At 56.0% G+C, this 13,347-nt stretch carries 11 protein-coding genes and 1 pseudogene; 3 read left to right on the top strand and 9 right to left on the bottom strand.

Features of this window, described 5'->3' with window-relative positions; genetic code table 11:
• Positions 1–107: 107 nt before the first annotated feature.
• The 8 genes and pseudogenes from AWR27_RS12890 to AWR27_RS12855 all read right to left on the bottom strand — a co-directional run bounded on the left by AWR27_RS12890 (position 108) and on the right by AWR27_RS12855 (position 8,205).
• Positions 108–593 (bottom strand): hypothetical protein, encoded by a 486-nt coding sequence (locus tag AWR27_RS12890; protein ID WP_077131545.1) that lies wholly within the window; start codon positions 591–593, stop codon positions 108–110.
• Positions 594–622: 29 nt separating this feature from the next.
• Complete coding sequence (locus tag AWR27_RS12885; RefSeq protein WP_077131544.1) at positions 623–1,708, bottom strand: lipase family protein; 1,086 nt, start codon at positions 1,706–1,708, stop codon at positions 623–625.
• Positions 1,709–1,762: 54 nt separating this feature from the next.
• Positions 1,763–2,943, bottom strand: a pseudogene (locus tag AWR27_RS12880) (amine oxidase).
• A 141-nt stretch (positions 2,944–3,084) separates the two neighbouring features.
• Positions 3,085–3,735, bottom strand: coding sequence for an NAD(P)-dependent oxidoreductase (locus AWR27_RS12875; RefSeq protein WP_077131543.1), 651 nt, complete (start codon positions 3,733–3,735; stop codon positions 3,085–3,087).
• A 79-nt stretch (positions 3,736–3,814) separates the two neighbouring features.
• Positions 3,815–4,618 carry a 5'-methylthioadenosine/adenosylhomocysteine nucleosidase gene (locus AWR27_RS12870; RefSeq protein WP_077131542.1) on the bottom strand — a complete coding sequence of 268 codons (804 nt, stop codon included), beginning with the start codon at positions 4,616–4,618 and terminating at the stop codon, positions 3,815–3,817.
• Between the two features lie 110 nt (positions 4,619–4,728).
• Positions 4,729–6,036, bottom strand: coding sequence for an NCS2 family permease (locus AWR27_RS12865; protein ID WP_077131541.1), 1,308 nt, complete (start codon positions 6,034–6,036; stop codon positions 4,729–4,731).
• Between the two features lie 122 nt (positions 6,037–6,158).
• Entirely contained in the window at positions 6,159–6,884 is a 726-nt protein-coding gene (locus AWR27_RS12860) for a 6-phosphogluconolactonase (protein ID WP_077131540.1), read from the bottom strand.
• Position 6,885: 1 nt separating this feature from the next.
• Positions 6,886–8,205, bottom strand: a complete 1,320-nt coding sequence (locus AWR27_RS12855; protein WP_077133973.1) for an alkaline phosphatase D family protein — start codon at positions 8,203–8,205, stop codon at positions 6,886–6,888.
• A gap of 62 nt (positions 8,206–8,267) precedes the next feature.
• Between AWR27_RS12855 and lysA the strand changes: the two genes are divergently transcribed.
• Together lysA and AWR27_RS12845 are read left to right on the top strand one after the other, a co-directional pair.
• Positions 8,268–9,551, top strand: a complete 1,284-nt coding sequence (lysA, locus tag AWR27_RS12850; protein ID WP_077133972.1) for a diaminopimelate decarboxylase — start codon at positions 8,268–8,270, stop codon at positions 9,549–9,551.
• A 42-nt stretch (positions 9,552–9,593) separates the two neighbouring features.
• On the top strand, positions 9,594–10,358 hold the full coding sequence (locus AWR27_RS12845) for a YebC/PmpR family DNA-binding transcriptional regulator (protein ID WP_077131539.1): 765 nt from the start codon (positions 9,594–9,596) through the stop codon (positions 10,356–10,358).
• A gap of 136 nt (positions 10,359–10,494) precedes the next feature.
• Here AWR27_RS12845 and AWR27_RS26045 read toward each other — a convergent pair whose 3' ends face one another.
• Entirely contained in the window at positions 10,495–11,490 is a 996-nt protein-coding gene (locus AWR27_RS26045; RefSeq protein ID WP_335695383.1) for a gliding motility-associated C-terminal domain-containing protein, read from the bottom strand.
• On the opposite strand from AWR27_RS26045, the gene AWR27_RS26040 reads away from it, so the two are divergent.
• The gene (locus AWR27_RS26040; RefSeq protein WP_335695382.1) at positions 11,437–12,498 is read left to right on the top strand and encodes a hypothetical protein; all 1,062 of its coding nucleotides are present in this window, start codon (positions 11,437–11,439) and stop codon (positions 12,496–12,498) included. The two genes, AWR27_RS26045 and AWR27_RS26040, sit on opposite strands and share 54 nt — an antisense overlap.
• Positions 12,499–13,347: the final 849 nt, after the last annotated feature.

Here is a 13,347-nt window from a genome sequence, read left to right as displayed (position 1 = left end):
CATTAACGTTTTGTGAGGCTAAGAGTATGATTCGTTTCATAATTGAGGAGGGAATTTGAAAAATGAGGATAAGCAGCGCGACAGCCCCGCGTATCCATTCACGAATTTTACTTCGAGCAATCCACTTTCTTCAGCACCATCGTGCCGGGAAATTTTAACCCGGATTTATCGCTGAATACCATTTTGCCGTTTTGCTCACTCACGTTGCCATACCCCTCGCTGAGTTCATTGTTTTTCACCAGAAAGGCCACCTGCCGAACGGATTCCTGCCCTTCCGACATAAAAGTGTAATCCGCCATCAGCGTGTCGCCCATCATCCGCCCGCTCAGGGTGCCGGTATTGGCGTCTTTACCCGACAGCCGATATAGCAGCGTACCGGCAACCGTAGTGTCCATCATCGTAAGCTGGGCACTGACCGTGTCCTTCGCCGAGTAATAAGCATAACATTGGGGCGCGGGGGCCGTAGTGACGGCGGCTGTTGTTTCGCCAGTAGCCACAGTGGTCGAAGTAGTTTCGTCGGTCTTCTTCTGGCCCTGACAGGCGGCTAACAAAGCCACGCCTACGAGTAGAATGGGGTTGAGGAATTGATTCATGGTCGCGAATGAATGGTTGTTGGTTGATACTATGGCAATTTTTCTGTCAGATACAAATACGGCGGATGGAAGTGATGAACGAAAATCTTTTTCTCATCATCTGGATACAGTTTATAATACGCTTCATCGGCGAGTAGTACGATGTGCGAGCCTGTTCTGACATAATCGCTGCTTTGGTAATAGTTGGTAGGGGCAGTAAAACCTGTTAGGTTTTTGCTCACGTTTTTCGAGGCAAATTGTCCCAGAAACTTCTGGTAATTGCGCTGGGCTTTCAGCGAAGGTTTGCTAAGCTTGTTATAAACGTACTTCAGTACCAGCCGCTGCCCAAACTTTTGTTGCTTAATCATAGCCGGTGCGCCCTTAAATGGATTCGTTTCGTTAAAATCGTTGAGCGTCTGCACGGTTAACGGCACTTCGGGCACCCAGTCGGCGGAGTTCACCACGTTGAAAGCCCAGCCGCCCTGTGTCATGGCTTCGTATTCATAGGCGAAATACAGATTGCCCGGCTTTGGCCCCGCACTACAGTACGTTTTAAGCCGCAGATCGGCAGGTAGTTTGCCCTGTTTTTGCAGGTTGTACAGATAAGCCGTCAGCAAAAACGAAATACCCCCGCCCTGACTATGGCCGATAATCAAAGCATTTTTCGTGCCGCTCCGGTAACACGAATCTATCTTAGCCAGTATGTCTTTCGCCAGAAAAGCCGTTGCCACTAACCAGCCAACGTGTACGGCTGCTCGTGGATTAGACGCCAGTTGGTACGTAAAGGTTTCTTTATCCGACAGTTTTAGTTCGCCTTTGGCCGGAATCATAGCTGCATAGAAATTGGCTAACCAGCTTACACTACTGGCCGTAGTGCCGCGCACGCTGATAACGGCGGTATTTCCTCCGTCGCTCCATAAATCCCAGCGATTTTCCAGACCAACTTCGGGCGAACGGTAGGCCATCCGATACCGTTCGGGTTTAGGAAAGTTGTTGATGTAGGTCGAATCGCCAAATTGAGCCGATACTTTCAGCAACTCAATGTATTCGACTTTGTCGAAACCGGGCTTGAGGGGTTGGCTCAGACTATTGAAGGAGAATAGAACAAAGAATGAGAAGGTGAGAAGGTGCTTCATAAAGGGGAGAGGTACGAGGGTGAATAATGGCTTAATCAACTGTAATGCAAATTGTTACGAATGAACTTGTTGCCGTTGGGAAGCAACCACTTCCTGCGCTCGCCACAACGCTTCGGCATAGGCTGGCACCAGCACCCGGCCCGGTGGGTTGGTTGTCAGGTCGGCATCCCACAAACCTGAACGGTGCCAATGCTCCGGGTGATCCCAGTCGGGCCGGTCGATAATGGGGTAGATGCAGGCTCCCCAGAGTGGTATGCCAGCAGCCAACACTGCCGCACATTCATGCCCAATCATCTCAATCCAGTGGGGCCGGTCGATGCCGGGGTGGCTGGTTTCGGTTAGCGCGATGGGGCGTTTGTAACGCTGATAAGCTTTCGTTAACAGGTTCCGAAGCGGCACCCAGCGTGGGTCGGGTATGGTGTCGGCCCAGCCCAGCAAATCGCGCGGACCCTGTTCCCACTGGTTATTGTAATAGTAGTTAAGACCCACGATGTCAACGAAATCGGGCGAACCACCCAACTCAGGCATGAGCCGTCCTGCCAGCATATCGACCGACTGAAACTGATTGTCGTCTGCTTTGGCCGCGTCGATGCGCTGCTGCCGGGTGGGGTTCAGGGGTGGCACGATGTGAACCAGCGGTTCGGTCGTTAAAATGCGGATGCCGGGGTCGATTTCGCGCATGGCCGCTACACCCTCGATGTAAGCTCGCATTAGCCCAACCTTTACTTCCCAGCCCTGTTTGGTGCAATAAGGTGAGGTTCCGCAGGCATCGCCCCCCAGCCAGGCTATAAAACTGACTTCATTGATAGGCGTAACAATCAGTGGTTCGTCGGATAGCGGTCGCGGTAGAAACGTACAAATGCCCGGCAGAGGTGGGTAAACCGCCGGGCAAACATCGGGTGCAGGGGCGTCAGGTCGTCGGGGTAGCCAAAATGACACAAGTCCCAAACCTGCTGAATGCCTTGCCGATGGCCTTCGGTTAGCATGGTTTCAACCGTACTAAAATCATACTGATACGCCGTTCGCTCCACCTGACTCCACCGGATTCCTTCACGCACGGTAAGAATCCTGAATGGGTTAAGTCGTTCGTAATCTTCCCGAAGCAGTTGTGAATGGCCCGTTAGTGGCAGGAAATCAACCCGGTTGCCAAAGCAGTTGAGTTGGTCAGTACATTCAAAACCCGCCCACCAGAACGATTGAAACGGGTTGATAGTCAGTGAAGTAACGTTAAGCATTTTTCAGTGAACAGCCAACATCGAGCAACCAACAGTTAAGTAGGAGGGCTGTTCGACAGAAAGCTACAGTAATAAACGCCCTATTGCGGCATACTGTTTATGCCTAACTATTGGCTACTCGTTGTCCACCGTCATCTGTAATCAGCCATTCGTTACAAACGGCATGTCGCGGACGTGAGTTTTTTTCTCGAAGGCTTTCAGCATGAAATCGGCGAGATCGGCGCGGGTGAGTTTAATACCGGGAACGGTGCCGACATAGCCCACCTGATAGCGGCCTTTTGCCGGGTCGTCGGTAAGCACCGGGCCACGCACGATAGTCCAGTCGATGTTGGTTCGGCGGATGAGGTCGGCATGATTGATGCCGTCGAGCAGGGCGTTTCGCGCGCCTTTTCCAGCTATGTTCTTCATGATGAACACGATAGCGTGGTCCATGAATTTCGGTTTGTCATTCGTTTCATCGCGAACGCCCCCACCTGTCAGACTGATGAGCCGACGCAGGTCATATTGGTTCATGGCGTTAATAATGAGTTGCGTAGAGCGCGTTTGCAGGTCGGCAGGACTATTTTTATCCGGCCCTAACGTGCTAATGACGCCATCAGCACCGCGAACGGTTTCGGCGACTTTAGCCGCATCAAGACTACTGCCCTGAATCAGCGTAAGCTTCGGGTGTTTAATGGTCATTTTTTGCGGGTTGCGGACCAACGCCCGCACCGAGTGGCCCGCATCGAGGGCTTTCTGCACCAATGGAAGACCTGTACGGCCCGTTGCGCCAAAAATTGCAATCGTAGACATAGAGAACGTGCATAGTTGTATGGTTGTACAAGCAAATTTGCGGGCTAATTGTTTTGATGATGGAACGCGGATGCCTCCATTAGTTCTCGCCCACAATAGCCAGCACTAACTTGGCTGAGTTCCGGGCAGCAATTTTGTAAAATGTGAGCATGTCTTGCCGGGCGTTGCCGTTGGCTTTATCGCTTAGGCTACGGATAACTAAACACGGAATGCCCTGCTGATAACAAACCTGCGCCACGGCGGCACCCTCCATCTCAGTGGCATCGGCGTTGTGGTCGGTGCGGAGTTGATTTACCCGCGCTTCCGAGTTCACGAACTCATCGCCCGTAACGACTGTGCCCGTAATAACCGAGGGCGGGCGCGAGGTGGTCGGGATGGCTTCAAAATCAGCTTTTTTACTGGCTGAAAGTGCTTTCAACAGGAGCAGCGAATCGGCACGGAAATAAGCCGGATTCATGCGTTTGCTGATGGGGTCGAGGGTTTGGCTCGTAGGTTGCTGCGAAAACGTAACGCTGCGGTAGTCGTGGTAGCCGGTCTGTTGCGCAATCACAATGTCGCCCGGTTGCAAATCGGGATTTACTCCGCCCGCAATGCCGGTGAAAATGACCCGTTGCGGTCGGAAATGCGCCAGCACGAAGGCTGTTGTCATAGCCGCGTTTACTTTACCAATGCCTGTTTCTGCAACTACGACCCGCTGTTTACCAATCATGCCCGTCGTAAATGAGATGCCATTGATAGTGCGCGTCTTTGGATTCTGAACAGACTGCTGAACCAATTTCACCTCTTCGCCAAAGGCACCAAGCAGGGCCGTTACGGGTTCTGTTTTATATGATTGCGCCAGAGCGATAGGAGATGTAAGCAACAGGAGAAGTATATGTTTCATTATTTACAGGATTCGTTTTTTGACAAGATTAACAGGGTTTACAGGATGAAACAGGAGCACTGTGGCAAAAACTAAATCCTGTTTTATCCTGTAAATCCTGTCTAAGAAAATCAATGCCCCGCTGTTAGGGCCAGCACGCAAAAGGCATCGACCAACCACAGGCCGGGTGGCACGTCGCGGCTTTTACCAACGGCCACTTTTATAACCGTCCACGACAGAAAGCCCCAAATCAGCCCCTGCGTGATAGAATAGCTGAACGGAATCAGCACTAAAGCCAGAAACGCGGGCAGGGCATCGTCTAACTGACTCCAGTCGATGCGCGTAACGGGCTTGATCATGAACGCACCCACCAGTACCAGAGCCGGAGCCGTGGCGATGGCCGGAATCATTGACAACAGGGGCGATAGAAACAGAAACGGCAGAAAACAACAGCCCGCTACAATGGCCGTTAACCCCGTGCGCCCGCCCTGCGCAATGCCCACCGCCGACTCAATATAGGCCGTGCCGGGACTTGTGCCGAAGACCCCCGCCAGCGTGGTCGCTACGGCGTCGGTCAGCAGCGAGCGGTTCAGGTTACGCGGTTGGCCGTTGTCGTCCTGCAAACCACCCGCTTCGGCTACGCCCACAAAGGTACTCAGGCTGTCGAAGAGGTCAGTGAAGGCGAAGGCGAAAATAACCGGCCAGAGCGACCATTTCAGCGAGCCTACCAGATCGAGTTTGCCAACCAGCGAAAAATCGGGCGCGGCCACAATGCCCTGAACATTGACGAGGGTTTTCAGCCCGAAATTCACCGCCGATGAATCGCCCCAATACCGCCCAATGGGCCAGGCCGCCAGCGTAGTCAGCACAATGCCAATGATAATAGCCCCCGGCACGTTCCGAACCACCAGCACCGCCGTGAGCAGCAACCCAAACACAAACGTCAGCACAATAGGGTCGTTGAAGCGGGCAATACCGACGAGCGTGGCCGGGTTTGCCACAATAAACTTGGCGTTCTCAAACCCTATCAAGGTGATAAACAGCCCGATACCCGCCGAAACGGCGTAGCGCAACGGCAGCGGAATAATCCGGACAATGGCCGAGCGAACGTTCAGCAGCGACAGCAGCAGAAACAGTATGCCCGCCCAAAATACAGCCCCCAGCGCAACGTCGGGTGTTAGGCCCATGCCTTTTACGGCAGTGAACGTGAAAAACGCATTCAGGCCCATGCCCGGCGCCACCACCAGTGGGTTGCGGGCATACAGGCCCATCATCAGGCTACAGAAAAATGACAGCAGTACCGTGGCTGTCAGCACTCCGCTAAATGGCAAACCCGCCTGACTCAAAATCGCCGGATTGACCACGATGATGTACATCGTTGCCAGAAAGGTTGAAATACCAGCGAGGATTTCAGTGCGCGTGTTTGTTTCAGGTCTCATGCTTCGGGTTGGGTCATCGGCTCGTCGGGACAAATGTCCCGACGTATTGAAAGCGGATATATATCCGCAGTTAATTGCGACGAGACGAATGTCTCGCCGAGCAAAGCAAATGTCTCGCCGAGCTAAGAGAGCAGACTCGCTGCTCCGGCATCGACCCAAACCTGTGCCTGAGGAACGGTTTGTACGATGCTGGCGGGCATCTGTTCGGTAACGGGGCCGGTGAGGGCGTCGCGCAACACGGGGGCTTTCTTTGCGCCACTCACCATCAGCAGTACGTCGCGGGCCTGGGTTAGATGGCGCAGACCGAGCGTGATGCCGCGTGAGAGTTCAGTGGGTTTGTCGAAGTATTTCTGCCCGACGGTAATGGTACTTTCGGCCAGTTCCGAAACGTGGCAACCGTTCGTAAAGGGCGTTCCAGGTTCGTTAAGAGCAATATGGCCGTTCATGCCCATGCCGACGAGTAGCAAGTCAAGCCCGCCGTGCCGGTCAATTACAGCGTCGATTTTGGCACATTCGTCCAGCAGGTCGTCGGCTTTGGCATCGAAAACGTGCATCTGGTCGGGGCGCAGGCCGAGGGGCCGGAACAGGTCGCGGAAGATGTAGTACGAACAACTCCCCAGGTCGTCGGGGCCGAAGCCTACCCACTCGTCTAAGCCCACAAACTGACAGCGGCTCACATCGACCTGCCCCGCCTGCGCCAGTTTTACAAACCGCCGGTAGGTTTCAATGGGCGTGTCACCCGACGCCACGCACAGCAGCGCGTCGGGTTTCTGAGTAAGCAAAGCCGCCATGTGTTCGGCAGCACGTTGCGACAGTTCGTCGTGGGTGGGAAAGGTTTGTAGGGTCATATCATTTCAATTCACTGGCTTTAATCTCGCGTTTCCAGCGTTCAGTGCCTTTCTGGTCGTAAATCTGAATCGTCAGAACGCGGTCGCGTAGTGGGCCGGTGACGCTAAGGATGCCGAAGTTACGCTCGGATAGATACGTACCGTCAACATAGGTGGGTTGTTTGAGTTCTTCGTCGCGGGCTTTGGCGGGGCCGGAGGTCAGGGGCGAAATCGTCAGGTCGTAGAGTGGGTAGGTGCCGGGCCGGTCAAGTTTGTGCAGGATGCTGTGGTGTCGGTCGCCGGTCAGGAACAGCACACCCGGAATTTTGGCGTCGGCAATGGCTTTGAAAAGTCGGTCGCGTTCGGTGGCGTAGATGGCGTAGTTTTCAAACAGGGCCGAGGGGTTCACAATCTGCCCGCCCGTAACTACAAACTTAAACGTGGCTTTGCTGTACCGCAGCGCGTCGATGAACCATTGTAGTTGTTTTTCACCGAAATACATTTTGTCGGGGCCGTCGGGCATCTCGTCGGGCGCGCGGAAGGTGCGGTCGTCCAGCAGGAAAAACTGGCAGTCGTTCCAGAAAAAAGTACCCGTACAACCTTCATCGAACACGTAATTCGGATTGGTCCAGAACAGCTTAAAGGCTTCGAGCGTCACGGGCTTGAGCCAGTAGCTGCGGTCGGAGTCGTTGGGGCCGTAATCGTGATCGTCCCAGATGGCGTAATTGTGCGTATTAGCTAAAAGGGGCTGCATTTCGGGCAGCGAACGCGTGTGGGTGTACCGGCGCAGTACGCCTGTGCGGCTGTTCCAGTCCACCTCGCGGGTGTAGGTGTTGTCGCCCGTCCAGAGCATGAAATCGGGTTTCTGGGCGGTTAAGGCCGTAAAAATCTCGTAGCCACCGCCGTAGGGCGTACCGGGGCGGTCAACTGCTGGCTCGCCAACGTAAGTGCAGCTTCCGACGCCGAAGCGAAAGGTCGGCGGGTCGGTCCGCCACTGCCACAGGTTTTGGGTTTGGAACCGGGTCGGGTAGGGCAGGCTCACCTTCTGGCCCCCGATCAGCAGTTCGTATTCGTATTTTTTTCCGGGTTCCACCTGATCGGCGAGCAGGTGGGCGGTAAAAGCCGTTTTTCGGTCGGTCTGCACTTCGTTGGTCAGGTAAGCCGGTTGCGGCTTGCCCACTTCATGATACCGGATTTGCACCCGTGCGGGCTGTTTGGTTTGTGCCCAGAGCGCTACCTCGCGAAAGTCAGAATAGCCCACCATCGGCCCCGACTGCAACAGGGGCGATTGCGCGAAGGAAGTAATTGGGATTGTTAAAAAGAGAAGCGTAAGAAGTCGCATAGTCATTGAACCGCTGCCCGGTTTGGCATTACCTCGTATATTTGCATCCTAATTTGTTCAGAATGCAACTCACCAATCAATCGTATCAGATTCAGGGCGTTAACGTGTTGGACATTGCCGATGAGTTCGGTTTACCGCTGTACGTGTACGACGCCGACAAAATTATCGAAAAAATAGATGCGCTCCGGTCAGCGTTCGACGGCGTTAATCTAAAGGTAAAATACGCGGCTAAGGCCCTGACCAACCTGAGCATCCTGAAACTGATGCAGTTGCAGGGCATCGACGTGGAGGTGGTATCGGTCAACGAAGCGCGGCTTGCTCTGATGGCGGGCTTTGCGCCCGAACAAGTCATGTACACCCCCAGCGGCAATGCCTGGCCCGAAATTCAGGAAGCTCTCGAACTGGGCGTACAACTCAACGCCGACAACCTGCCACTGCTCGAACAAATCGGCCAAACTTATGGCGACCGTTACCCGGTGGCTTTACGTATCAACCCCAGCCTGCTCGACGGCGGCATGGCTAAAATTCAGGTCGGCCACGAGAACTCGAAATTCGGCATTCCGAACCAGTACAACGCGCAGATTCGGGCCATTGCTACCAAATATGGGATTCCAATTATTGGGTTGCACGTGCATACCGGCTCCGATTTTAAGGACAGCAACACGTTTCTGAAAATCGCCGACGTGCTGTTCGAGATGGCTGCCGATTATCCTGATTTGCAGTTTATCGACTTCGGCAGCGGCTTCAAAGTAGCCTATCGCGAGGGTGATTATTTCACGGACCTGCCCGACCTCGGCGCGAAAGTATCGGCGGCTTTCCGCTCGTTCTGCGACCGCTATGGGCGTGAAGTTCAGCTTTGTTTCGAGCCGGGCAAACTGCTTGTGAGCGAGAGCGGGCATCTGTTAGTGGGCGTAAACGTGGTGAAAGAAAACCCAACCCGGACGTTTGTGCAGGTTAATTCGGGGTTGAACCACCTGATTCGGCCCATGATGTACGACGCCTGGCACACTATTCTGAACGTCTCGAACCCCACTGGCACCGAAAAAAGCTACGACGTGGTAGGCTACATCTGCGAAACCGACACGTTTGCCGCTGACCGGCAACTGCCCGAAGTACGGCCCGGCGACGTGCTGTCGCTGGAGAATGCCGGGGCGTATGGATTCAGTATGGCCTCGAATTACAACACCCGCGAACGCCCCGCCGAAGTGCTGGTATACGAGGGCAAACCCTACCTGATTCGGCAACGCGAAACGTTCGAGGATTTAATTCGGGGGCAAGTAGATATTTTTAGTGAAAAGTTAAGAGTGAAAAGTGAAATGTTAGAACAAACGCTTCTTCATCAATAGCTCACTTTTCACTCTTAACTTTTCATTTTTCACTTTAAAATAATGGGACGCGCATTTGAATACCGGAAAGCCCGGAAAATGAAGCGGTGGGGGCAAATGGCGAAGACCTTCACCCGCATTGGTAAAGACATCGTGATTGCCGTGAAAGCGGCTGGCCCCGACCCCGACACCAACGGGCGGCTGCGGGCCATTATCCAGAATGCCAAAGCCGCCAACATGCCCAAAGAAAACGTTGAACGGGCAATTAAAAAGGCGACCTCGAAAGATCAGGAAGATTACAAAGAGATTGTGTATGAAGGCATGGCTCCGCACGGCATTGCACTGGTGATTGAAACCGCCACTGACAACCATAACCGCACCGTTGCCAACATTCGCAGTTATTTCAACAAACTCGGCGGTAGTTTGGGTACGTCGGGCATGCACAACTTCCTGTTTGAGCGCAAGAGCGTATTTCGGATTCCGGTACAGGGCATCGACCCCGACGAACTGCTGCTCGAACTCATCGATGAAGGGGCCGAGGAAATCGTATTCGATCAGGAAGCGTTAGATGATTCGATTGAGCAGCGCAAAGAAGACGCCCGAAAGGAAGAGGTGCATCAGTATATCATCTACGCACCGTTTGAGTCGTTTAGTGCCTTGCAGAAAGCACTTGAAGCCCGTAAAATCCCCATTAATCAGGCCGAATTCGAGCGCATTCCGAACGATTATAAAGAGCTAACCGACGAAGAAGCCGCCGACGCCGAAAAACTCATCGAACGCATCGAAGAGGACGACGATGTTCAGACGGTATATCATAACATGAAATAAATCAGAACCAGGATTAGCAGGGATTTTCAGGATTAAACAGGATTCTACGCTGCGCTTATTTGCTGCTCTGTTGCCTAATAAGCGCAACGTAGAATCTTGCATTAATCTTGTCAATCGGGGCTAATCCTGGTTCTGACTACCCCTGGGTGTTGCCTTCTCTGAGGATCTGCACCCAGCCCTTGTAGACGTTGGGCGGGGCGTTGCGGTCTACATAACTAAACCGCACCTGCACCTCGTAGTAGTACAAACCCGTGGGCAACTCCCGCCCCTCGCTGCTTCTGCCATCCCAGCTTAGCTCCCGGCTGGTTCCTTCATAGACTTTGGCCCCCCACCGGTTGTAGACCACCAGTCGCACCTCTTCCACAAAAGCCGCACAGCGCAACGCACTGAAGACGTCATTTTTGCCATCCCCGTTGGGGGTGAACACATTCGGCAGGGCGAACACCGCACAGGCGTTGTTGCAGACCCGGTTGGAGGGGCGGCTCTCCTGGCCCCGTCGGCTCAGGGCCGTCACGTAGTAGCAGCCCGAGACCGTCGTCAGGTTCTGGTGGGCGTAGCTGGTGGTAGGCGTGGCCACCTCCGTCAGCAGCCGCAGACTGTCCTGCTCGTAGCGACCGTAGTAGATGCGGTAGCCCACCACCTGACTGTCGCAGGTGGGGCCGCTGGTGGCACTCCACCGGAGCTGGTTCTGGAAATTAGTCTGGGTGCAGAACTGCTCGGCCTGCACACTGGCGCAGTTGAGACTGTCGAGCCGCAGGGCGGGCGGGCAGGGACGGGTGGTGTCGGCGGGCTGGGCGCAGAGCGTCTGGCTGAGGTTGGTCAGCGAGCCTAAGCCCGTCAGTTGGGCGTCGGTGTAGCGGCCCCGGGTCAGCACCCGGTAGCAGTAGGCAGAGTCGGCGGAGAGGGGGCGGCTGGTGTTGCCATCGGCACTGATGCGGTCGGAGCCATCGTCGGTGAAGACGTAGGTGGGCGGTGCCTGGACGTTGACCTGGGCGATTTCGTTGAAGGGCCCGTTGGGGCCGCTGCGGCTGCGGAAGATGCGGTGGGGCTGGTTGTCGTTGGACCAGGGGGTGTTGGTTTGCCAGCGCAGGGCGATGCTGCGCTGGGGGCCGGGGCCGCTGCTGAGCCGCACGCTGCTGGCGGCTTCGGTGACGTCGAGCCGGGTGAACTGGCCGTTGGTGGTGTAGAAGAACTCGATCCGGTAGCGGTAGGCGTTGGCCGTGGTGTTGAGGGCCGAGGTGCTGCTGCCTTTGTCGACAAAGACGGTATCGACGGTGGTCGGCTCGAGGGTGGTGGTGATGGTTGTCAGGGGCTGGAAGGCGGTGCCGTCGAGGCCGGTGGCGCGCTGGATGCGGTACTGGAAGGGGCCGGTCAGGTCGCCGGGGGCCAGGCCGATGGGTCTCGACCAGCGGAGGGTGATCTGGCCGCGCTGGGCGTCGGTGGAGTCGATGGTGACCTGGGTGATGACGGGCATGAGCAGGGGCAGTTGCTGGCAGACGGGGGCCGAGGGCAGGCTCATGCCGCCGTTGAAGCCGCCGTTGCGGTCGGGGTAGCGGGCCACCAGCACGTAGCTGTAGGCGACGCCCCGGCGCAGGCTGGCCGTGTCGGTGAAGGTGGTGGCCGTGACGGGCAGCTCAGCGATCTGACTGTAGCCCGGTGGCGGGCCGGTGGTGCACGTCTCCGACGTTACGGGGGTACAGCCCTCCCGGCGGTAGACGAGCAGGCGGGTGGGCTGGCCTTCGGCTCCGGTGGGGGCGCAGGCGTAGGGCGACCAGCTAAGCTGGATGGCCCGGCCCTGGGTGGTGGCCGTGGGGCGGGCGGTGAGGTTTTTGACCGAGGGCCCCACGATGCGGATGCGCAGGGTCTGGAAAGCGACCAGACTGGTGGCCGAGCGGCTGGTGGGTACGTCGCCGACCTTGAAGGTGACGTCGTAGGGGGCACTGCGGATGTGGTTGCAGTTGGTCTGCCAGGTGAAGGTCGAGGTGGCGGGCTGGTTCTGGGGCAGGCCGTTGCTGGAAAGTCGGGCGTAGTCGGGGGCGATCAGCTCGCCCGCAGCCAGGGGTCGTCCATCGGGTCCGACGTTGAAGACGCCCCCGAATCCCGAGATGATGACGCGGTTGTTGTCGGGGTCGGCGGCTGATACGGGCACGGAGATGAGCGAGCCAGCTTCGCGGCAGAGTTCGGGCAGTGGCTGGAGGAGGGGTCTGCGGTTGGTCTGGTCGACGACGATGATCTGCATGTCGCGGGTGATCTCGCCGATGAGCACGCCGTTTCGCCATTCTTCGACGATGAAGGCGAAGTTGAACTGGCCTTCTTCGCCGGGGGCGTCCCAGCACAACTCGCCGGTTCGGGGGTCGATGGTGAAGGTGGGGGAGCCGCCGGTCTCGCTGGTGCGGGAGAAGCGGGTGGGGTCCTGGTAGGCCGGAATGTTGCGGCTACGGGGGCAGGTCTCGGCCAGTCCTTCTTTGGGCACGCTCAGGCGGAAGGCGAGCGAGTCGCCATCGGCGTCGAAGGCAGCCGGGTTGTGGCAGAATCGTTGGCCGACGCGCCCGGAGTCCAAGGGCGGGTTGAGCATGACGGGCGTGGAGTTGAGCCCCAGGCCGGGGTTGATCAGAATCGTTGTCGAAACGTGAAAAGAAATATTCTGCGACTGATTGGCTGGCGGCAGATTTTTCGTGTCGTTGTTTCGGTTGGGAATCGTCACACTAACCGTATATGTATCCGGCCCCGGATAGGTATGCACCACCCGGTAGACGTTGATCGATGACGTCCGGCCATTGATAAATCGCTTTGGATCTCGCCGAACCAGTGCCGATGTACCATCGCCAAAGCATATAGTATATTCGTCCGCTCCCTGTGCCGCAGCTAATGCACCATCTACCTCATCGTAATAGGCCGTCAGAGTAATCTCGTAGGTAAGCGACGTGGCCGATATACGTCGGGTTGTAATTTCGCCTGCCCGAACGTGCGTGGCATAACTGGTAACTGG

This window comes from Spirosoma montaniterrae (assembly GCF_001988955.1).
GTDB classification, from domain to species: Bacteria; Bacteroidota; Bacteroidia; order Cytophagales; family Spirosomataceae; genus Spirosoma; species Spirosoma montaniterrae.
The sequence above is the reverse complement of the archived record's forward strand: the minus strand, read 5'-3'. Positions and strand labels throughout refer to the sequence as shown.

What these genes read in the sequence shown, in the direction of transcription:
- AWR27_RS12860 (WP_077131540.1), bottom strand. Translation starts at nt 6,884, where the DNA reads ATGACCCTACAAACCTTTCCCACCCACGACGAACTGTCGCAACGTGCT.
- AWR27_RS12870 (WP_077131542.1), bottom strand. Translation starts at nt 4,618, where the DNA reads ATGAAACATATACTTCTCCTGTTGCTTACATCTCCTATCGCTCTGGCG.
- AWR27_RS12855 (WP_077133973.1), bottom strand. Translation starts at nt 8,205, where the DNA reads ATGCGACTTCTTACGCTTCTCTTTTTAACAATCCCAATTACTTCCTTC.
- AWR27_RS12890 (WP_077131545.1), bottom strand. Translation starts at nt 593, where the DNA reads ATGAATCAATTCCTCAACCCCATTCTACTCGTAGGCGTGGCTTTGTTA.
- AWR27_RS12875 (WP_077131543.1), bottom strand. Translation starts at nt 3,735, where the DNA reads ATGTCTACGATTGCAATTTTTGGCGCAACGGGCCGTACAGGTCTTCCA.
- lysA (WP_077133972.1), top strand. Translation starts at nt 8,268, where the DNA reads ATGCAACTCACCAATCAATCGTATCAGATTCAGGGCGTTAACGTGTTG.
- AWR27_RS12865 (WP_077131541.1), bottom strand. Translation starts at nt 6,036, where the DNA reads ATGAGACCTGAAACAAACACGCGCACTGAAATCCTCGCTGGTATTTCA.
- AWR27_RS12885 (WP_077131544.1), bottom strand. Translation starts at nt 1,708, where the DNA reads ATGAAGCACCTTCTCACCTTCTCATTCTTTGTTCTATTCTCCTTCAAT.
- AWR27_RS12845 (WP_077131539.1), top strand. Translation starts at nt 9,594, where the DNA reads ATGGGACGCGCATTTGAATACCGGAAAGCCCGGAAAATGAAGCGGTGG.